The following is a 19,903-nucleotide window of genomic DNA, read 5'->3' as shown; positions in this document are numbered from 1 at the left end:
CACCGACGGCCGCTCGCAATTGGATAGCTATCCGATAGCCAGCTATCCGACGATAGCGGCGATCAGGTCAGCATCGGCTATTTATCGGCTAGCCTCTATGGGACCTCTCCCCGCTGCACGGCAGTGACCCGGTCACAACCAACACCGGCTATCGGATAGCTATCCAGCTCAGCTGAGTCACCGGAGGTAGGCGAGGCGTCGTCAGCCTGAGTAGCGAGCTTGCATCGGCTATTTATCGGCTAGCCTCTATGGGACCTCTCCCGGCTGCACGGCAGTGACCTGGTCACAACCAACATCGGCTATCGGATAGCTATCCAGCTCTGCCGAGTCACCAGAAGTAGGCGGGGCCATGGAATCGGCAAGCCGGCCAGTCTCAATGCCTCAACGCACGCGTCAACATTACCCCGTGCCTTGCTCGCCTGCCTCATCGGCTATCGGATAGCTACTATCTAGCTCGGCCAGATCGCCAGACATTGTAGGTGCGCTACCAGACTCGGTAGCGAGCTTGAACCGGCTAGCCATCGGCTAGCCTCTGTGGGATCTCTCCCGGCCGCGCGCCAGTGACCTGGTCACAACCAACACCGGCTATCGGATAGCTATCCAGCTCAGCTGAGTCACCGGAGGTAGGCGAGGCGTCGTCAGCCTGAGTGGCGAGCCGTCAGCTTGAGTGGCGAGCTTGCACCGGCTATCCATCGGCTAGCCTCTGTGGGATCTCTCCCGGCCGCGCGCCAGTGACTTGCTCACAACCAACATCGGCTATCGGATAGCTATCCAGCTCTGCCGAGTCACCAGAGGTAGGCGGGGCGTCGTCAGCTTGAGTGGCGAGCTTGCATCGGCTAGCCTCTGTGGGATCTCTCCCGGCCGCGCGCCAGTGACCTGCTCACAACCAACATCGGCTATCGGATAGCTATCTAGTTCGGCTAGGTCGCCAAAACCGGGCGGGGCGTTATCAGGCTGGCCACCGAGCTCGAATCGGCTATCCATCGGCTAGCCTCTATGGGATCTCCCTCGGCCGCGCGCCAGTTGCCCGGCCTCTGCCTTCATCGGCTATCGGATAGCTATCCATCTCCGCAGGGTGGCCGGAAGTCGACGATGCGTCGCCAGCCGGGGCCGCGAGCCTGAATCGGCTATCTATCGGCTAGCCTCTACGAGATCTCCCTCGACCGCACGCCCGTGACCTGGTCACTGCCATCATCGGCTATCGGATAGCTATCTAACTCGTCTAGGTCGCCAGAACTGGGCGCGGCGTCGTCAAGCTGGGCGCCGACCTTGAATCGGCTATCTATCAGCTAACTTTTACGGGGTCCTCGACGGCTGCTCGCCTGTGACCCAGTCGCCGCGACCATCAGCTATCCGATAGCTATCCATTTCGAATTGGGCGCTAGAGATCGGGGCGTGTCACGAACCTGCATAGTGAGTTTCCATCGGCTATCTATCGGCTAGCCTTTGTGGGAACCTCGACGGCCGCCCGCCTCCCGCTCGCCGCCACCATCAGATATCGGATAGCTATCCATTGGGTCTGAAGCGTCTGGAGTGATAGCGGGTCCCAGCTTGGTCAACGACCCAATTGGCTATCTAACGGCTAGCCTTCGTGGGATTCCCGACAGCTGTTCACCGGCGTCCTGGTTACCACCGTCTTCAGCTATCGGATAGCTATCCATTTTGTTTGAACCGCCTGAGGTCGATGGCGGCGGGGCCCGTCCAGGTCAACGACTCGACGACTCGAATAGCTATCCAACGGCTAGCCTTCAAGGGGGCCACGACATCTGTTCGCTAAGGTCCTGGCCGCCACCAGCATCGGCTATCCGATAGCTATCCATTTCGACTAGAGCCAGTGAGATCGATGGAGGTCCCAACCTGGTCAATGACTCAATTGGCTATCCAACGGCTAGCCTTTACGGGGTCCCCCGGCAACTGTTCGCGAGCGTCCCTGGTCACCACCGTCATCGGATACCTGATAGCTATCCAATGACGGTGGTGCGCCAGCGAAGGGTGATGGGGCACCAACGTGCGCAGGGAGATTCCATCGGCTATCTATCGGCTATCTATCGGCTAGCGATTCTGGAACCTGCGACGTCAACTCGCTCGACTGGATAGCCAAAGGTCAGCGGTGCGTCGCCAACCTTCGACGCGACACAATCGGATAGCTATCAGATATCCATTGATATCCGATTGGTATCCGATTAGAATGATACTAATCGGATACTAGATAGCTATCTAGTATCCTCAAGTTGGCGGGCGCCGCCACGATTGAATTCACTAGGAGCCTTCATGCCGGTAATCGCGTTTGTGAGCCCGAAGGGTGGGGCAGGGAAGACAACATCGTCGCTGATACTGGCGACGCAAATCGCTGAGCTCGGCCAGCGCGTCGCGTTCATTGATGCGGACCCGAACCATCCAGTCAAGACTTGGGCTCAAGACGGTGGGGCACCCGAGACAATGACGGTGATCTCGGACGTCACCGAAGATGACATCGATGACCGTATCGACGAAGCTCGACAGCACTCTAACTTCGTCATCGTCGACCTCGAGGGCACCGCCGCCACGATCGTCGCGCACGCGATCAGCGCAGCGGACTTCGTGGTCGTCCCGACTCAGGGTTCGCAACTCGACGCCGAGCAAGCCGGGCGGGCGTTCAAACTCATTCGCGCGCAGGAGCGAGTCGCCCAACGGCACAACCCCGGCTTCAAGCTTCGATTTGGTGTGTTGTTCACTCGCACCGCAGTGGCCATCCAAAGCCGAGACACCACCTACATCCGCAAAACATTCGCCGACGCAGGCATCCCTGTCTTCAATACGGAACTGAAAGAACGTGCGGCCTTTAAAGCGATGTTCTCGTACCGCCGCACACTGTCGAAGCTCACCAAGGCCGAGGTGTCGAACCTGGACAAGGCGCTCGACAACGCAAACACCTTCGCCGCAGAGGTCCTGGAGGTACTGAAGAAGGGCTTCCAAGAAGTCACCCAAGAAACAACCCAAGAGGCCGCACAATGACCGCTCCCACCCAACGGGCCAATCCTCTGGCCGCGGTCCTGGAAGACTTTCAGGAGGAGACCCCTCGCGAGAGGAGCAACCGCCCCGACAGATCTGCTGTCGCAGCGGCGGCAAAGGAAAACGGCTTTGTGAGCCGGGATCCGAGCAAGCTGACGGCACCCGCCCGAACATCAGCAGCAGACTCCGCCCCGATACGAAAGCGCCGCACCTACATTACCGGCCGCAATAAGCAGTTCAACATCAAGGCCACCGAACAGACGATCGAAACTTTTCGAGACCTGGCGGACAAGCTCGGGCTATCGTCTGCGGAGACCTTTGAGCTTGCGGTAAGGGCCCTGGCAGCTCAGCACGGTGCGTGACCGTAGCTGCGCCGTAGCACCACCTGTGAAGATGGCCTAGCAGGATCTCGTTAACAACGAGACCTGGCTAGGCAGTCACGCACGGGCTAGGCAAAAGGCACGCACTTTGCACTTCCTTTGCCTCCCCGTGAAGACTCGTCATCCGGACAACGCGAACCAAGGTTCCCTTGCGTCAGGTGCATGCCTGATAAGTAAGCATTTGCTATGTCCTCGTTCCACTGTTCAGACAGTTTCACTGCATAGGTGAACGGAATTGGGGCTGTCCGAGAGGACACTAGCCCCTTTAAGTGTTTGGTTAACACTGTAAACCCTTTAAGTATACCTTTAGCATCCATAACCCATTGTTTTTAAAGCAGTTTCTCGCCCCAAGGTGAAACCCGCTGGGGGCAAGGTGAAAACGGTTGGGGCGAGGGGGCTGTGGATATGGGGCATTGGTGTAAACCGTTGGGTCCACACGGTTGTGGATATGGGGTATAGGTGAAGTCCGTTGAGGACCGTCGATCTAGGCCTTAAAGGTGAATTGTTTTGGGGTGCGGCCTATGGGATTCCAGGTCTGGAAGAGCTCTGTGGAGTAGCTCTCTGCCCGATTGCACCAGCAGGCTCGCTAAAGGTGAACACCTTTGGGGGATGTCAAAGGTGAAGAAGTTTGGGGTGAAGATTGTCTTGCTCCGACGTACAGGCAAGCCGCCAACGCAAAGGTGAACGGATTTGAGGCGATCGAAAGGTGAAGGACTTTGGGGCCTGAACACCATTGGCACCTGGCCTTGCCTTCGCCACGCGCGGCCGCGAGCTCCGCAAGGTGAAAAGAATTGGGGCGAGCGCATCTGCGTCGAACGCCATCCGGGATGTGTCTTGCTGAAAAGTGCCTAGTAAATAACAAAATGTGGTGGTCAGCGCTGTAGCTACCCAAATGGCTTCACCTACGGCGGGCTGCAGTGGCGACAAGGTGAACGCTGTTGGGGCTTCTGGGTGGCGAAGGTGAAAAGGTTTGGGGTTCAGATACTCTGACTTCACATCCAGTCGATGCCCTAAATAGCTGATTTGTATAGAGAACGAGCAGGACCCAAGTATCAGCTGGGTGCGAAGTTCCCCTTGATAGGTGAACGTCATCACCCTAAGATTTCACCAATCCGAGCGTACCGACGACACCATGGCCAAAGGCAGTGCCGCACCGAAGAATACCCAGATCGCGCTGTTTCAACAGGTCGAGGTCCCAGAGCCATTCAAGAAGGCTGTTCAGGCAATCCACGTGTCGCCGGTCGGCGGCGCTCTAACCTTGCAACAGCGCCGGCTGTTCAACTCGCTGATCAAGAATGCGATAGAGCACCGACTCGAGCGCAATGATGGAGCGAACACGTTCCAGATATCCATCCCCGAGATGATGGCCGAGCTCAGTCTGACGACGAAGGACACCGGCTATATCAAGGAGACGGCAAAGTCTCTGATGCGTACCGTGGTGGACTGGGATCAACTGAACAGCGATGGAACCGCGACCTGGACAGGCTCGACTCTGGTCGCGGGGGCAAAAATCACAGGGGCGATCCTCTCGTACTCCTTTGCCCCACAGATCTGCGAAGAACTGTTGAATCCTGAGCGGTACGCGATGATCGACATGCGCATCGCCAAGCTCTTCCGCCGGGCACACGCACTTGCGCTTTGGGAAAACACTGTCCGTTACGAGCGGATCGGTATCACTGCAAAGATCCCTCTCACGGTTTTTCGTAACCTCATCCTGGGAAGGGAGGAAGGGGAAACGAAGTACAAGGAGTACAAGATCTTCAAGCGGGCGGTTCTGCTACCGTGTATCGCCGAAATCAATACGGTTTCCGACCATACAATCGAGTTGATCGAGCACAAGGTTGGGCGAACAGTTGCGGAACTGCAATTTCGGATCGCACGGAAGGAAGCCGCCGAGAAGCCGGACGAAGAAGATTTCGAGCTGATCCAGAGCGTGGTCAAGCTTGGCGTGCCGCTGTCAGAGGCGCGGAAAGCTGTCCGCTCGTTTGGAGCCGAGCGTGTACGCCAAGCTGTGGCGTATACGAAGGCGAGGCTGGGCAAGAAGAACGCCCCGGCGGTCGACAACGTCGCCGCCTATTTTCGCAAGGCTGTCACGGAGAACTGGGCGAAGGGGAGGGAGGCTGAGGAGCCGCCCGAGGAAGCCCCACGAGTCTCAAGGCCTGTTTCCGCGAGAACGCCCGCGGAAGCGAAAGACCAGTATGTGGCGGCGCGGATCAACGAAGTGCAGGGCTATTTTGGGGAGTTGGACCCTGAGGAGCAAACAGCCGCGATCGGGCGCTACAACGATCAGTGCACCGTGCCGAGCCAGCGTGTGGTTACAGGCAAGAAGCCGTCCAAGGCCGCACAGGCAGCGTTCTATCAGTGGTTGGCGCTTGAGACATGGGGCGAGCCCAGCGCGGACGATCTGCTGAGATTCATCCTTTCCGGGCAGGTGTAGGAACACTCCACGCAGCGCCAGAGGCGGGCTGGTCCGATCGAGTGTTCACCCCGCACCGTCGTCGAATCGCCTTTACCCCAACCGGCAGCCCATCTGCGCCAACTGTGTCACTCGGCGATGAGAAAACGGTCCCGTTTCTTCCCTGCGATCCAAGCAGGCGCCCGACCTCGTCCAGACCAGGTAGCGCCCGTCTTCGGATCGAGGTACTTCGGCGCCACCGTGGACTTCTCAGCAGCTGCACCCTTTGGTCGACCGCGGCGCCGAGGCGCGAGGTCATCGACCGTCAGTTCATACTGCGTCATCAATTCGCGGATCTGCCCGATCGCTGCGCCCACTTCCGCCTGGCGCGCTTCTGCCATCTGTTCATCCAGTGCATTGCGCTGAGCCAGCAGCTCCCTATATGTCGCCATGGTTCTACTCCGTTCAATCGATGTACGCAGGAGTACGGATCATACCCGCTTCGCATTCATTAAGATAAGCCGGAATGCGTTGTATCGCCGTTACGGAAAATTACGCTAGCGCGACCTAGAGAATTGAAGGCCCACCCGGCGCTGCCGGCCTGCCGCGGAAATCACCACCTACGAGAAGGCGATGTGCGAGATACCGGTCGAAGCGGCGTTATCCGGATACATGGTGCAGTTCTTGAGTCCAGATTGATATGCAAGGCCAACCGGTCTGGATCTAGCTGATCCAGAGACCCCACACATTGGCGTTACCTGTGGAGGTCGTGCCGCGCTTACGCGCGGGAGGAGAGTTCGAAACGGCGAATTGGGACCTGGCTACGAAACTTCGTCTCGCGTTCGCCAGGTCTGCAGGTGTCACGGCCAGACGGGGCTGGCCGTTCACCCGCGATCAGACCTCAGCGTCGTCGCGGGCCTGCGTCGCCTCGCTGACCAGCAGTGCCATGGCGGCGCGCAAGACCTCGTCGCTGACAGGTGCTCGGTTGAGTAAATGGTCCGTGGCTGCCAGTGCGATATCCATGGCGATCTTCGGATTATCACCGATCGCTGTGGCGGCTGCTGCAATAAAAGCGGGCGTGGAAACGGAAGGATGGGGCAGATAACTCATACCCATGGTGAGACTGACGGACATATTGCGACCTCATGCGGAAACTTCGGACAACGCTTCTTCAAGGATCTCGCTCCCCAGCGAGGCACTGGATTTACTCCCCAGCAAATCCAGTGGATCGTCGTTAGAAACGACAGATACAACTGCCGCCAAAAGAAGGAATGTGTCTACACCCATTCATTTCCACTTGGCTGCCATGAGCACACGATAACAAAAAACACACGGGAAGTAATAGAAGCGCGCGAAATGACAACGCTAAGGACGCTTGCCTTTCAGAACAGCGATAGTTGCTTTGCACCGTAGACGACGGCGGCTTCAACATACTGCTTGGCCGTGCGGAGGTCGAAAGAGTGGCCGGAAACACCGGCGGCGGACCAGGCGTACCCGTTTCTGCGTTGCCCATTCACGAGTACGACCTTGCCAAGCGCTTGTTTGCCGTTGGCAGTCCAGAGGACGTGCTGAAGGTATGCCCGTTCCCACCGCGGGCGCAGCTGAGCCTGCGCCCGCGACTGGGAGGGGATAGGGGAGGATCGACGCTTGGGCACGGTCGATCTCCAGGCTGGATGGATCAGCGAACGGCCGGCTGGTCGCTGAGTAGCTGCTGAGCACTGCGCACGAGCGCGTCTTGCAGCCACTCCGATGCGGACGTGCCGAAGAGTCGCAGGCTTGCAGACTTCGGCCCATAGTCCCGCACATCCACATCTCCGAACGTGGAGGCCACGCTCTCGACGGTCCCTATCTCGTCCACCAGCCCGAGGTCCTTCGCGGCTGCACCGTCCCAGACCTCACCGGTACCGTACTCGGCCAGGTCCTTCAGATGGCCGGCGCGCGTGCGACGCAGCTCGTCGAGGAAACGGCCTCCCATGATGTCGATCAGGTCCTGAGCCTTCTTCTCGGCCGCCGGCGAGCTCTCGACGAAGGGGTTCGCCATCGCCTTGAGAGGGCCGCTGGCGTAGACCTTCTGGTAGACGTCAAAGCGTGCGAGGGCGCGGTGCACATCCCAGGTGCTCATGACCGCGCCGATTGAGCCGACGATGCTGTAGCGTCCGGCATAGATCTTGTCGGCGTGCAGCGCGATCATGTACGCAGCGCTCGCCCCCATGTTCTGGATCACCGCGTGTACCGGCTTCTTGTGGCGCTTCTTCAGGTCATCGATGAGGTAGGTGATCCGCTCGGCCTCGACCGGCGCGCCGCCCGGCGAATCAATTGCGAGGATCACGGCTTTTACCTGGTCGGCTTCGAAGGCGCGCTTGAGCGCCGGAATGATCTTGTCAGCTGACGCGAGCGATGTCTGCATGATGCTGCCCTCGATATGGATCACGGCCACCGTCGCCTGCCGCGGCTCGAAGCTGAACCCATACACACGGGAATAGAAGATCACGTAGTGAGTCAAGCCCATGAGAAATGCCAAGGCGATGCCGACGCGCCGCACAAGACGCCAGCGCCGCTCGGTCCTGCGCTCCTTGAGCAGGTCGCCGATGACAGCACTCGCCATCGTGTGTTGCATGTCAGAAGTTGGCACCGCGACGCCTTGGGCGGCATCGGCTTCGGTGGCTTTCAAGGGATCCGGTGTCATGATGAGTTGGGTCCAATCTTAAGATTCGTCGTCGAGGTTCAGGAGGGTGTTCGCGGTCCGGCTGAGACGTTGCCGTGTCTCGACCGTTGCGCTTCCGGGCACCTGGCCAATCGGACGTGGCAGCGCCTTTTGCGCCGGGTCGGTGATCACGGTCGGCGGGGCTGGCGCGCTAGCTGAAGCCTGGGCCGGCACCGACGCCGTAGTGCTTGGTGTAGTTGAAGAGGGTGGCGAGATTGGAGGAATCGGCAGGGGGTGTTGAGCTGGCACGGCCGGCACCGACTGCTGTAGCAACTCGGACGCGCCGCGCTTGAGCGCTTCGAGCAGGTACTTGTTCTGCTGGCCGTGAGGCAGCCGTAGGATGAACTGCTCTAGCGCAGCGACCGTCGGATCCCCTGTTTTGTAGCTGACCACGAGCCGACGGCGCTCGGGAGGCGTGGTATCTCGGATCCAATTGGCCATCACGCCACCTTCGAACCCTGCCCGACGTTGACCGCCGCTTGACTGCGGTGGTACGCGATTGCAAACCGGCAGAATCCCTCCGCGACGGCGAATCGGGGATCCTCGACGAGGCGGGCATGCCGCCACTGCGCCGCAAGATGGGGTTGAATGAGTGATGCACCGCCCCCGGCAACGAGAATACCGTTGAGCTTTCGAACGGATTGGCCGAACAACTGCTCGGCTTTCTGCGCTACGACATTGGCAAGCGGCCGCACAGCTTCGAGCACGAGCGGCTCGACGTTGATCGATTCGCCGAAATGACGAACGACCTTCTTCTCGAGAATCTCGGTCGCCTCGGGCAGGTCGATCGAGATTCCGCGGTGATTCTGCAGCTCGCGAATGAGCTGCTCGGCGGCCAGGCGCATGCCTGGGCCGGAGTCGGAGGCAGTTTCGATGACCTGCCCGTGCTCGAGCAAAGCGAAGTCCGTCGTGTACTGACCGATTTCGATCACGGCCCAGCGTTCGTTGTCGGGGTCGATCTCGGGGTTCTCCCGGCCGTCGTCGAGGAAGAGGGCGCGCATCAGCGGGCCGAGCGGTTGGGGGCGCAGACGCACCGTGCAACCTGGCGCCTGCGCCGACAACTGCTTCGCCAACTGCTTGTGCTGGGAAGCGTAGTGCTTGGCCGGCAATCCCAGCACCAGGATCGCGGTGTCGACGCGGGGCACGCCGCCGAGGCGTAGCTTGTGCAAGCTCCCGAGGAAAAGGGCCATGTGCTCCGGGCGCGCGGCCCAGTCGTCCCGCAGTCCACCGGTCATCTCGTCTTTCCCCTGTAGCAAAGCCGTCTTGCCGATGAAGAAAGTCCTCTCCCCGACCGCGACGATATCCGAGCGTGCGTGCTGCGCCGTTGTCGCATCGGTGATTTCGATGGCCGGAGATACCGCCGACGGGAATATCAGGTTCTTGCGCTGAATGCTGCCGTCGTGATCCCAGGCAGCAACAAGCTTGGTGGAGGACCGCCCGATGTCGATCCCAATGTAGGTCTGCTGCATCATTCTCGCCCCATTCCTCGGTGATTGAGTGAAGGTGACAGAGCAGAGGCACCGTCACCCGGTCACGGTGAACAGTACACAAGGCACAGCATACTGACAAGAGAGAATACATGCTAGTGTGCATGTATCGCTTTGCAGTTTACGTGGGTAATGGGTAGGATGATGGAATCATAATAAGCAAGGACAACCATGCCGAAAGGGCTGCTCGGATCCATCCGATACGCACCGACACCATTGCACAGTGAACAGTTGCTTGTGCAGAGTGCAGTGGAGAGTGTGTACAAGGCAGTGTACGAACTTGACTGTACGCTGGCGTCACACGTCTACGCACTAGAGCTATTGCAACCCTCGACGGCCGGCAAAACGTCCGTGCGATTCCTCAAACGATCGCGCGGCGACGGGAGTGGTCGCCACCCGCAGTTTGTGCAGTGGTACAAGTCGAAAGGTGGCAAGTTGCTGTACAAGCGCCTCAAGCGTCAGGACGTCCTGCGGCAGGTGAAGACTTTCGGGCCTTTCGGTGGAGTCGAAGACGACGTAAAGGCCATGGTCCGGGAGATTCAGCGGATGATGGAAATCCGGGAGAACCTGCTCCGGGTCGTCGACAACCTTCGTCAGAAGGCCAAGTTGATTGTCGGGATATCGGAGAAGACCCGGATGGCCAAGGATGCGCGCGTCACGCTGATCGTGCCTGCCTTGGTAGCAAGGCGAGCCGAGATGCAGAGGGCGCACCGGGCACAACTCAGGGCTGCCGATGAGGCCTTGCCAGTCGATGCAACGGAGACACTGGGAACGCGGCCGGGTATTTCCCGGGTCGGCCGGACGCGGGGCAAGTTGCATCCGACGACAAAGGGCAGACGGGCGCGGACCCAGCCGACGAAGGCGTGAGGGGCATTGGGTGCGCCGGCGGGTCCAGCGCGGCGGGGTCTAACTTATGGAGGAGGTCAGAATGATGGGGGTGTTGTTGGGAATAGCGATCGTCACCTGTGTGGTCCTCGGCGCGGCGTGCCGTACGCAGGCAGCACGCGCAAGAGCGAGCGAAGATAGGGCCCGTGAACTGTGGGCTGAGGTGGAGGCGATGAAGGGCTGCATGGACGCGATGATCGATGCATTCAACACCGATGGGGGCGGCGAGTACCGCGAACTCCGCGTGTCGGCGAACTGGCTGCCGCTAGGCACGGCGGTCCTGGCATATGCGAGAGGTGGGAACGGGAGCGGGTTCGTGCAGCCCTGGTTTCCACGGGAATCTGCGCTGCAACTGGTGGAGCTGATGCCGAAAAGGCTGACATTTGATTCAGTCAAGAACGTGGTTCGCGTGGCCACCAAGGATAAGGGGTTGCTCGAAGTGCATCCGGACAAGATCACGATCGACGGTGAGGCCGCCGAAGCGTACGCCATTGGCGATGGATGGTGCTGGGAAGCCATCTGACCTATTGCAAAGGACAGGAATGGCGATCCCCGATGGAAATGGCGCGAGCAAGCCGCGAGGGCCTTCCTGGAGCTGTTTCCGGTGCCCGATAACGTCTTGGTCGGAAGTGAGGCGGTCTCTAACACCATCAAGCATGCCGACGTGCCGATCCACGAGATCAGCGGAAAGACGGCGGACGAGCTCTGGATGGATACCGGGAAGCTGCGCTCAGAGTTGGCGGACCTCAAGGCCGACCGCGATTCGAACCAACGCGCAGGTCAGGTACGGATCCCAGACTTCGACGAAGTTCGCGACAAGCGTATGTCCGAATTGAGCGAAGAGCAACGAGCTGATGCGAAGGAGTTGTGGATCCGCGAGCAGTACGGCTGGTTTCCCGGTGCCGCGGAACATTTGAAATTCCTCCTGGAGAGATTGGACCAGGCGCGCCGAACGGTTAGCCAGGTGTAGACGCCGCGTGAGTTGGACACACGCATGCGTGTTGCCGACGTCCCCCCCCCCCCCCCCCAAGCCGTCATCCCTCGGGAGACGGCTTTCTTCACTCTGGAGCCCCAAGCGAGCGGCGTCCACGTGCCGGAGTGACGGGCCACGGCATATAGCAGAGCACGCAAGGCCCTAGTCATGGGCAATGCCAAAAGCCCGGACGCCGGGAATTGTCGCCCAAAGGAGATCATGATGAGAAACGAGAAGCAGACGAGCGAACACTGCAAAGAGGGACTGCTGGAGATGACGGGCGCGGAATGGGATGCCATCCACCCGGATTACAAAAGCATCTGGGACACTGAGCGCAGCGATTGGCCCGATTGGCCCGCAGTGCGCAGCCGATACATGGGAAAGCGCACGCTGTTACGTGAAGGCGCGCTTCACGTCGAAGGTCTCAGCTTCCGCATCGTGCCATCAATAAACGCATCTAGCCAGGCTTGCGGACGGCCTCTGATTCGCCGATGAGAATACCTGGAGAGTCACGATGACAGGCGAGATCAAAAGTACGTCGTACGGGAGTGAGTGCGACTGCCACGACCAGGTCCTCCACACCAGCGGCCCGGAGGCATCCAAGCGCTTCATGAACGAGTTGCTGGAGTCGGTCGAAACCCTGATGGCAGTGGCTGACCAATATGGGGCCCGAACCCTGGCCGATCTCTTTCACCTCGCGAGTGCGGTGCTTGAGGGGAGTTTCGTTGAGGTGTTCGATCATGAGAGCACGAAGGTTGTGGATGTCGTGCGTCGCCTGCGATCGGCGGCAACCTGGTTGACCTTTATCCGTGTAGACGGAGAGAAAGCTTGCGGCGTGGCGTACCGCGAGCTCCAAGTCTCGGGGAGTTGGCTGCCGCGCGGCACAGCGGTACTGGCGTACTCGAGTGGCGGGAAATGGAACGGGTTCGAGCAGCCCTGGTTTCCACGGGGATCTATGTTGCAACTGGTGGGGCTGATGCCGGAGGAACTGACATTTGATCCAGTCAACAACGTTGTTCGAGTGGTCACGGAGGGTAACGAGCCGCTTGAAGTCTATCCGGACAAGATCATGATCAACGGCGAGGCCGTCGAAACGTACGTCATTGGCGATGGATGGTGCTGGGAAGCCGCCTGACCATTCATTGTCGCTAACCCAAAGCCGTCATCCCTCGGGCGACGGCTTTTTTTCATACTGGGCCTCAAGCAGGAAAATCGTGCCTTGATCGCCGGCGGCGAGTGAATGCGGCGGGCGCGAGGGTGTCCACGCTCTCCCTGACGGCCGAGCGTAATGCCGAACGACGGGATTCCCGGCTACAGCGCCAGGAAACTGATAGGCCCCGCAAGTCCATATGGGTAGGCAATGCCAACAGCCCGAGCACCGGGCCCAACCCAAAGGAGAATTGCTATGGATACCACCAACGCCGTCACGTCCGCGAAACAGACCTTGTCCGATGAAGCCGCGCTGCCGGATAGCGCAATGCCACAAGTTGGTGAAGAGGATGTCTCGGAACTGCAGCTTGCCGGGTTCCAAGTGCATCTAGGCAGTGTCGTGGATGGCGAGGAGTTGAACGGTCGCTGGTGGTGGACGTTGAGTCAACCGCGGTGGGCTGAAGCCGAATGTAGTCGCGACGACTTCGACACCGAAGACGCAGCCTGGGCGGATGCGGTCCGATGTCTTCGCAGCGATCCGTCGCTGTTGGACAAGATGGACTACGTGGTTCGTGCGCATTGCGTCCTGGGAGATCGCTGGCTCACTGTACCCAGTGACGAAGATGAGCCTGGCACGCTGGTGACGACGAGTGATCCGATGATGACCGCTCGATTCAGCGACTTCAGGGAGGCACGACAGGCCATGATGACAACCGCGAGACAGCATCCCGAGCGCATGTTCCGCGTCGACACGATGGATTCTGACGAACTGACGGGGTCGAAGTGACTAGGGTACTCGTGCCAGAGTCGCTGGCGATCAACATGCTCGGCCCGTACCTACGCGCCGACGTTGTTTGTCCGTGGTGCCAGCACGGGAACGTCTTGGTCCATGTGGAGGGCCCAACGAGCCCGGTGAAGCCGGTCGACGTCTGCTGTCACATCCGTGCTTACGTCTGGGATGACGAAGGCAACGGACAGTTCGAGTTCGCACTGGTCGACTCGGATTCATAGGAGGCAACGCGACGTTGCCCTAGGTGCTCCAGGGCCTGCGGTCCGGCCCAAGCATAGAGCGATACTCATCAAAGCCGTCCTCTCTCGGGAGACGGCTTTTTTCATTGCGGTGTCGGAAGGCATCGGAGCCGATCGTGCGGACCTCATAGGTGGCGCAAGGCCCTACGAATGGGCAATGCCAACCGCCCGAATCTCGGGCTTGATTATCTAGGAGATCCGCAATGGTTCAAGAGTTCAGTGTCCCAGCTGTCATCAACAAGAAACTGGTCCCGGCGCACCAGCGTACCGGATTCTTTCCCAGGCATTTCCCCGTGGCATGGATGAAGGTCGAACTTCAGATCTACGGTCACCTCTCTGCTTTGGCGGACGGCTACAGAGGTGGTGGATGGGATTTCGTCGAGCTCGACAACGGAGGGTGCTTCATCGCGCCCCACGGTGTCGACCAGGTCCGTCTGTGCAATGCCGACAACGGGTCCGACGAGACCATCACTGGTGAGGCTGCAGGAGTCGTCGCGTGCCTGTACGCCTTCAGCCACCTCTCATTCGGCGCGGGACTGGGCTACTTGGGCGACAAGTTCCACCTGTTGCGGGACTTCGCACTCGAGCATCCAGAAGCCGCGAAGATCTTCGCGCTGATCGATTGAGGAGGGGCCGATGATTCATCGCCGCTATGAGATCGATGTCGAAGGTGCGGACGAAGGGGCGTTTGAGGCTGCACTTGCCGAGGCGACGCGCCGTATCAAAGCAGGAATCTGGAAGGTGCCGACAGAAGCACGGATAGTGGCTTCTACTTCACGTCGCGGTCTGCCCAGCACACGCAGGACTGAACGCCCGCTTCTGCGGCGCGTGGGGACAGCGAAATTTACAAGCCACGCAACGCCATATGGATGGGCAATGTCAACCGCCCGAAACCCGGGCCTTACCCCTTTAGGAGAACGATCATGGCCGTTACCAAGACCAACGCTTCGAACAACACCTCCGAACTGCGCGTGCACAAGTACTCGGCTTTTATCGGCCGCATGTACGAGTCCAATCCCGCCAACGATCAGTCGATGGCAGAGGCGGTCGCGCTTGCTGGTGGCGACGATGTGCGCAAGGCCGGCTTTCGTGGCACTGGCAAGGACACGCCGTCCGGCATCGCTCTGGCCTACCTGGTCGAGAAAGAGGTCACGGCGTGGAAGTACGTCGTTTCCGGTGTGCTGAGCAACGTGAAACTGACGGAGCGCACCCAGGACAATCGTCGAACGATCTACCTGGGCTTGTCTCTGGTCGATGAGAGCGGAACGGATTTCATTTCGCTCGACATCACCAGTGAAGCTGCGCAGAACTTGCTCATGAAGCTGGCGAAGGCGGAGCCCGGCGTTCACACGTCGGTGTCGATGTTCGGCACGTACCAAGCGCCGGCTGAAGGCCAACGCTCCTTCGCGCATCACGCGGCCTCGCTGAAGCAAGGTGAGGATCAAGTGGAAGTGAAGGCAATCAGTTGGAACGATGTTGTCCAACCGGTGATCGATCAGAAGCTGGCTCCCGTCAAGGATGAGATGGATAAGGAGTCGCTGAACGGCTATCGCACCAACGTGAAGAACGGGATCTTCCTGAACATCGCGAAGCAGATTGCTGCGACCTTCGAGGCCTACCGTGCGTCGAAGCAGCAGCAGGGCGCTGGCGATTCGGAGGATGCTCAATCCGAGCAGCGTCATGAAGGCGGTCAAGCTGACGCCGTACCCGCAGAAGGCTCGCTCGAAGGTACCGATACCGGCACCAACGGCTAAGCTTCTTTGCAGCTGTTCCACCCACCAGCCCCATTTTTTCCTTGGATTTTTCCTCGGAAGATTTGGGGCTTTTTCCTTCTCGGAACCCGTGTCCTCTGGAGAACAACATGGAACTGAGCGCGAAGCACGGCCGATTCGGCAGGCTCGCCAAGCTGCATTGCGGCGTCTTGCTGGAGCTCGAGGTGTGTCAATCGGCGGCTGGCTTCTACATCGGCACCTCTGACGAGGAGGGGCCCTGCAGTCGTGAGTTGGTGGAGTACTTCCCGACCCGTGAATTTGCGGAGAACGCCATGCGTGCGGGCGACTGGACGCAGCGCACGGGCCCTTGATCAGTTGCTCAGCAACGCACCACGCATAAGAAGGGGCAATGAGATGAGTCAGCACCATTTCGCGACGACCCACAACGATCGTCGCATCCAGGTGAACCTAGGTTGGGATCGCCGGCTTCAGTACTTCTTCATGGTGATCGACTACGTCGACCGCATGGAGGAGCGCGATGGCGAGGGATACCTCTACTCGAGCCTGGACGAGGACAACGCCTTTCAGTTGGGTCTCGAGTACTTCGAGGCAAAGCTGGGGGAACTCGGTATCACGGTACCGCGATCGATGTTCGAAGAGGTCCGCTCCGACGCGACGAAGAACGTTGGGAACCGTCAGGAGTTTCACACAACGGAAGGTTTGGTTAGCCGCAATTTGCATGCCCAGGAGTGATTGGGAATTGCGCCTCGCCCGAGCCATTTAGCCGGCCGACTTCGTCGGTCCACGAACTACTTTGGAGGTCCTTGATATGACTTTGCAAGATGCATTGCGTGGCTCGACCATGTCGGCGGTACGCCGAGCCGTTCTGTTGGAAGAGCTCGCCCGTCTGGACGAGCGGATTGGCACTCTGCGCCCGTGTTTTGATGCTGCTCTTGATGCCTGGCGCGAAACCGGCAGTTGCGCTGCGCGGATCGAAGCCGATGGCGCCGAAGCCGTGCTTCTGCCGCTTGTGGCCCAGTCGGAACACATCCGTTGGATGCTCGAAACTGAGGATGCTGTCGTGTGTTGAAGACGTGTAACTCGCGTCCATATGTCTAACCCAAGGGCCGTTGTCATTCGTGATGACGGCTTTTTCATTTGTATGGCTATTCCCGGCCATCAGGAGAACACTACGATGATCAAGCCGATCGGAGATATGGCGAAACTAGCCAGCGGGCGCGCAAGCGCAGACTTGAAACGTGCCGATGAGGCGATCGATGACGAGGGGTGTCTCGACATCGAGCAGCGAAGGTTCATCAACCAGGCGATCGAGCTTGGGCAGAGGCAGATCCAAGAGGCCATCGCGAGCGGTCAGATTCCCCCGACCGTGACCGAGTTCGGGATGCTTCACCAGTTTCTGGATGCCAATGAGATCGGAGGGCTATGCGACAGCGCTGAAGAGATCCGCCGAGTGTTCCCGCGCGAGAGCGCGGAGCAGGAGGCGGTGTTCGTTGCTGCCGCGAATCGCGTTCAGCGTGCCCTGGATGATTGGCTCGCTTTCTCTGACGATCGCAACGCGCTGCTTATCGAGCGGTGTGTGGACGATGCACTGCACAGCGCATGCCGCGCAGTGCAAGAACGGCTCAAGGTGCGATCTGGAGATGTCGCGGGTAGCTTCTTTGCCGGCCGATCGACGGAGCAACTCAACGCGCTGCTGACTGAGTACGTGAAGGCAGAGATCGCGGCACTAGGAGACGGGACATGATCGCGGGCCAAGCCAGCTGCGCCACGCGCTGACTTGTCGGGTTGGCCTACAAGCCCCGTAGAGGCGCATAAGTTAGGGCGGCGGACGCCACCCGGCTTACAAATCCGGGTGCGTCTCTTGCCAGCGCAAAGGTCGTTTTCACGAGGAATGACGGCCCAGTTCAATTCGAAGGCACCCGGTACCAGGATCGCTGGCATCGCACCCAGCGTTCTACGAGACCATCGACGCGGTTGTGGCTTTGACGCTGGACTTGGACTACGTTGAGGTCGAGGAAAGCGATTCCGAAGACCGGGGCGAAGATACTGATGTCCCCGGTTGTGATGGGTCTTCTCCCGCATAAATAGGGGCGACTATGTCGCCACCCAAGCCGTCATCCTCCGGGAGACGGCTTTTTTCATTTCAGCTCGCCTCCGGCTCGATGATGACGTGCCGTGGGCTTGGCAGCCCCCGGGGGGCCGGCGGCGGGGCCAACCCGCGGGGGAGGGTCTGCCAGGGTGTGTGGGCGCGGCTTTACCCCGCCGCCGGCGTGGTGTGGCCGGCTGGCGATGCGCCTACCGGTGGGGCCGTTTGAGGTCGCGGCCACACCACACCCCCTGTAGTGCTCGCCTGCGGCTCGGTGACGAGTGGGGCAGCAGCTGGGCCAGCTGCTGCTTGGCGTGGCAAGCCTGGCCACCTGGTGCTTCTGTACAGATTCAGGGTGATCCGGGGATTGATGGCCGGGGAAGCCGGACAAGCTACGAGAGGGTCCGGGCGATGATTCCGGGTTGGCCTGGCAGCCTCGGCTTAACCTGGTGGTGGTCCGCGCCACGTGAGGGTGGCGGCCAGCCCGACCAGGCGCAATGCGACCAAGTGAATCACATCCGTCCCGATAAGGCAGGTAGCCAAGTGGGTCTGGTCTGGATGAGCAAAGTAACTTTGCCTGGGGGATCCGACATAACCTGGACCTCCCGTCTGAGATGGATAGGCCGGGTACGCGCCAAGAAGGGTGGCGGCGGGCCGGGTTACCGCGCCTTCCTGGCGGGGGCACTGGCTGGGGTGTCGCCGCAGGCAATCACGTTGGGTGCGGTGCGCCGTGTACGGGGCAGCACTGGTACCAGCGGAACGGCATGTTCACCGCAAAGGAGGGCGACGCGACTTGACCCCCATGCCACGGTACGGCACCCCGCGGTCGGGCAGGCGAACTTTGTCCGGGTGCCGCTTCGTGTGGCCGGCGCTCGGGTCTCCGCCGGGGAGGGCGGTATTACGGTGTCGGCGATTTCGGGCTTCCTGTCCGCGGGTGGTACCTGCGTGGGCGCGGCGACCGACGGTCGCCGGCGCTCGGTGGCCACGCCTGTGGCCGGTTCGGTGCCCAAATCGAGTGGCGCTGGGCCCCCAGCCGGACGTGGCGTGCCAGGGCGGGGCGGGACTGCCCGGGCCTCGAACCAGTTGAACGCAAAGCCGCTGGCGATCAGCTGTCGGGCGGCCACGTGAAACGGCCCGCCTTCGACGATGTAGTGCGACATCATTTCACCGACTTCGGCCCCACCTGGCTGCCCGGTGGCAGACGGATAGAGGCCGACACGCTTCATCATCTTTCCCCATTCCCGATTGTGGTAGCCGCGCCGGGTGGGTCTGCCGAACTCAATCTGTTGGATGTGCACTTGCTCGTGCACCAGGGTGGACAGCGTTGATAACAGGTCGCGGGAGACGAGGTAGGCGGGATTGACGGTGAGCTGGTGGGTGACTGTACCAATGCGGTCCACGAACCGGTTCGGGCTGACTGTCCCCAAGACCAGGGGCCCCTTGTTATGCAGGGTGAACATGCAGTTTGGCAGACGGCCCGCGAATAGACACTGGTTGAAGTGCCGATAGGCGCGATCCAGCGCGGTGTACGCCTCTTCAGTTGGGGTCGATGCCATCTTGGGATGTGCAATCCAATCACGGAGACTGCGGGTATGGTCCCGTGCCTTGCCACGGTCCGGCAGGCTTCACTCAGCCGCGGCGTAGCTTGGCACCCTTTCGCCAGGCACTGGCGGCCACCAGCGCGCCGACAATCCCGGTCCCCACGTACGGCCAGATCCCGAGCATCTGGGGTAGCGATTGCCACGCGGTGTCGGTCTGGGTCTGGGCGTAGTCGACGTAGCCGACGATCGCCAAGGCGACCATCGCCAGCCCGAGGACAAACGGCGGGAAGTGCCAGCGCAGCACGAAGCTGAGGATGCTGGGGCTATTCATGTCGCATCTCCTTTCGTAGCTGGTGGCCACGTCATCGTGGCCACCAGCCGGTGACTACAGCCAGTTGAAGAGCTTGCCAAGCACCATCAAGCCGACGGCGGCGACGATGACAGCGATCAGGACGCGTTTCTTCTTGCTGCCGCCGGCCGCGCCGGTATCGGGAAACTGCACGTTCAGGCTCATTGAGAACTCCTAGGTGGACCACGAATCGATCGGTAC

At 60.2% G+C, this 19,903-nt stretch carries 24 protein-coding genes; 15 read left to right on the top strand and 9 right to left on the bottom strand.

Annotated elements, in window-relative coordinates:
• The first annotated feature begins 2,271 nt into the window (after positions 1 to 2,271).
• The 3 genes from BKK80_RS34820 to BKK80_RS34815 all read left to right on the top strand — a co-directional run bounded on the left by BKK80_RS34820 (position 2,272) and on the right by BKK80_RS34815 (position 5,808).
• Positions 2,272 to 2,994 (top strand): ParA family protein, encoded by a 723-nt coding sequence (locus tag BKK80_RS34820; RefSeq protein WP_071073708.1) that lies wholly within the window; start codon positions 2,272 to 2,274, stop codon positions 2,992 to 2,994.
• Positions 2,991 to 3,353 carry a stability/partitioning determinant gene (locus tag BKK80_RS36945; RefSeq protein WP_157903461.1) on the top strand — a complete coding sequence of 121 codons (363 nt, stop codon included), beginning with the start codon at positions 2,991 to 2,993 and terminating at the stop codon, positions 3,351 to 3,353. The genes BKK80_RS34820 and BKK80_RS36945 overlap by 4 nt, the downstream gene beginning before the upstream one ends.
• A gap of 1,099 nt (positions 3,354 to 4,452) precedes the next feature.
• Positions 4,453 to 5,808, top strand: a complete 1,356-nt coding sequence (locus BKK80_RS34815) for a RepB family plasmid replication initiator protein (protein ID WP_418235930.1) — start codon at positions 4,453 to 4,455, stop codon at positions 5,806 to 5,808.
• Between the two features lie 107 nt (positions 5,809 to 5,915).
• On the opposite strand, the gene BKK80_RS34810 is transcribed toward BKK80_RS34815, so the two are convergent.
• The 6 genes from BKK80_RS34810 to BKK80_RS34795 form a co-directional block, all read right to left on the bottom strand.
• Positions 5,916 to 6,218: an H-NS histone family protein gene (locus BKK80_RS34810; protein ID WP_071073706.1), complete on the bottom strand. Its 303-nt coding sequence runs from the start codon at positions 6,216 to 6,218 to the stop codon at positions 5,916 to 5,918.
• Positions 6,219 to 6,660: 442 nt separating this feature from the next.
• Positions 6,661 to 6,900 (bottom strand): hypothetical protein, encoded by a 240-nt coding sequence (locus BKK80_RS34805; RefSeq protein ID WP_071073704.1) that lies wholly within the window; start codon positions 6,898 to 6,900, stop codon positions 6,661 to 6,663.
• A 9-nt stretch (positions 6,901 to 6,909) separates the two neighbouring features.
• Positions 6,910 to 7,053 (bottom strand): hypothetical protein, encoded by a 144-nt coding sequence (locus BKK80_RS36940; RefSeq protein ID WP_157903460.1) that lies wholly within the window; start codon positions 7,051 to 7,053, stop codon positions 6,910 to 6,912.
• A 391-nt stretch (positions 7,054 to 7,444) separates the two neighbouring features.
• Complete coding sequence (locus BKK80_RS34800; RefSeq protein WP_157903459.1) at positions 7,445 to 8,437, bottom strand: S49 family peptidase; 993 nt, start codon at positions 8,435 to 8,437, stop codon at positions 7,445 to 7,447.
• Positions 8,438 to 8,470: 33 nt separating this feature from the next.
• Complete coding sequence (locus BKK80_RS36935; RefSeq protein ID WP_157903458.1) at positions 8,471 to 8,911, bottom strand: hypothetical protein; 441 nt, start codon at positions 8,909 to 8,911, stop codon at positions 8,471 to 8,473.
• On the bottom strand, positions 8,911 to 9,942 hold the full coding sequence (locus tag BKK80_RS34795; protein ID WP_071073700.1) for a ParM/StbA family protein: 1,032 nt from the start codon (positions 9,940 to 9,942) through the stop codon (positions 8,911 to 8,913). The genes BKK80_RS36935 and BKK80_RS34795 overlap by 1 nt, the downstream gene beginning before the upstream one ends.
• A gap of 186 nt (positions 9,943 to 10,128) precedes the next feature.
• Here BKK80_RS34795 and BKK80_RS34790 point away from each other — a divergent pair, with 186 nt between their 5' ends.
• The 12 genes from BKK80_RS34790 to BKK80_RS34740 all read left to right on the top strand — a co-directional run bounded on the left by BKK80_RS34790 (position 10,129) and on the right by BKK80_RS34740 (position 17,470).
• On the top strand, positions 10,129 to 10,824 hold the full coding sequence (locus tag BKK80_RS34790) for a hypothetical protein (RefSeq protein WP_157903457.1): 696 nt from the start codon (positions 10,129 to 10,131) through the stop codon (positions 10,822 to 10,824).
• A gap of 61 nt (positions 10,825 to 10,885) precedes the next feature.
• Positions 10,886 to 11,365 (top strand): hypothetical protein, encoded by a 480-nt coding sequence (locus BKK80_RS34785; protein ID WP_071073695.1) that lies wholly within the window; start codon positions 10,886 to 10,888, stop codon positions 11,363 to 11,365.
• Between the two features lie 81 nt (positions 11,366 to 11,446).
• The gene (locus BKK80_RS34780) at positions 11,447 to 11,812 is read left to right on the top strand and encodes a hypothetical protein (RefSeq protein WP_071073693.1); all 366 of its coding nucleotides are present in this window, start codon (positions 11,447 to 11,449) and stop codon (positions 11,810 to 11,812) included.
• Positions 11,813 to 12,034: 222 nt separating this feature from the next.
• Positions 12,035 to 12,310 carry a hypothetical protein gene (locus tag BKK80_RS36065; protein WP_236904075.1) on the top strand — a complete coding sequence of 92 codons (276 nt, stop codon included), beginning with the start codon at positions 12,035 to 12,037 and terminating at the stop codon, positions 12,308 to 12,310.
• 19 nt (positions 12,311 to 12,329) lie between these two features.
• On the top strand, positions 12,330 to 12,950 hold the full coding sequence (locus tag BKK80_RS34775; protein WP_071073692.1) for a hypothetical protein: 621 nt from the start codon (positions 12,330 to 12,332) through the stop codon (positions 12,948 to 12,950).
• A gap of 270 nt (positions 12,951 to 13,220) precedes the next feature.
• Positions 13,221 to 13,751 (top strand): hypothetical protein, encoded by a 531-nt coding sequence (locus BKK80_RS34770; protein ID WP_071073690.1) that lies wholly within the window; start codon positions 13,221 to 13,223, stop codon positions 13,749 to 13,751.
• Positions 13,752 to 14,196: 445 nt separating this feature from the next.
• On the top strand, positions 14,197 to 14,619 hold the full coding sequence (locus BKK80_RS34760; protein WP_071073686.1) for an antirestriction protein: 423 nt from the start codon (positions 14,197 to 14,199) through the stop codon (positions 14,617 to 14,619).
• Between the two features lie 297 nt (positions 14,620 to 14,916).
• Positions 14,917 to 15,747, top strand: a complete 831-nt coding sequence (locus tag BKK80_RS34755; protein ID WP_071073684.1) for a hypothetical protein — start codon at positions 14,917 to 14,919, stop codon at positions 15,745 to 15,747.
• Between the two features lie 107 nt (positions 15,748 to 15,854).
• A complete protein-coding gene (locus tag BKK80_RS34750; protein WP_071073682.1) occupies positions 15,855 to 16,076 on the top strand; it encodes a hypothetical protein in 222 nt (73 codons plus the stop codon).
• Positions 16,077 to 16,119: 43 nt separating this feature from the next.
• Positions 16,120 to 16,458, top strand: coding sequence for a hypothetical protein (locus BKK80_RS34745; protein WP_071073680.1), 339 nt, complete (start codon positions 16,120 to 16,122; stop codon positions 16,456 to 16,458).
• A 76-nt stretch (positions 16,459 to 16,534) separates the two neighbouring features.
• Positions 16,535 to 16,795 (top strand): hypothetical protein, encoded by a 261-nt coding sequence (locus BKK80_RS36930; RefSeq protein WP_157903456.1) that lies wholly within the window; start codon positions 16,535 to 16,537, stop codon positions 16,793 to 16,795.
• 105 nt (positions 16,796 to 16,900) lie between these two features.
• A complete protein-coding gene (locus BKK80_RS34740; protein ID WP_236904073.1) occupies positions 16,901 to 17,470 on the top strand; it encodes a hypothetical protein in 570 nt (189 codons plus the stop codon).
• 1,001 nt (positions 17,471 to 18,471) lie between these two features.
• Here BKK80_RS34740 and BKK80_RS36925 read toward each other — a convergent pair.
• The 3 genes from BKK80_RS36925 to BKK80_RS37800 form a co-directional block, all read right to left on the bottom strand.
• Complete coding sequence (locus BKK80_RS36925) at positions 18,472 to 19,368, bottom strand: SprT-like domain-containing protein (RefSeq protein WP_157903455.1); 897 nt, start codon at positions 19,366 to 19,368, stop codon at positions 18,472 to 18,474.
• 73 nt (positions 19,369 to 19,441) lie between these two features.
• Positions 19,442 to 19,684 carry a hypothetical protein gene (locus BKK80_RS34735; RefSeq protein WP_071073678.1) on the bottom strand — a complete coding sequence of 81 codons (243 nt, stop codon included), beginning with the start codon at positions 19,682 to 19,684 and terminating at the stop codon, positions 19,442 to 19,444.
• Positions 19,685 to 19,738: 54 nt separating this feature from the next.
• Complete coding sequence (locus tag BKK80_RS37800; RefSeq protein ID WP_257786837.1) at positions 19,739 to 19,867, bottom strand: hypothetical protein; 129 nt, start codon at positions 19,865 to 19,867, stop codon at positions 19,739 to 19,741.
• Positions 19,868 to 19,903 lie beyond the last annotated feature (36 nt).

The sequence above is a fragment of the Cupriavidus malaysiensis genome, from assembly GCF_001854325.1.
Lineage (GTDB): Bacteria > Pseudomonadota > Gammaproteobacteria > Burkholderiales > Burkholderiaceae > Cupriavidus > Cupriavidus malaysiensis.
This window is presented reverse-complemented; position numbering and strand designations above follow the sequence as displayed.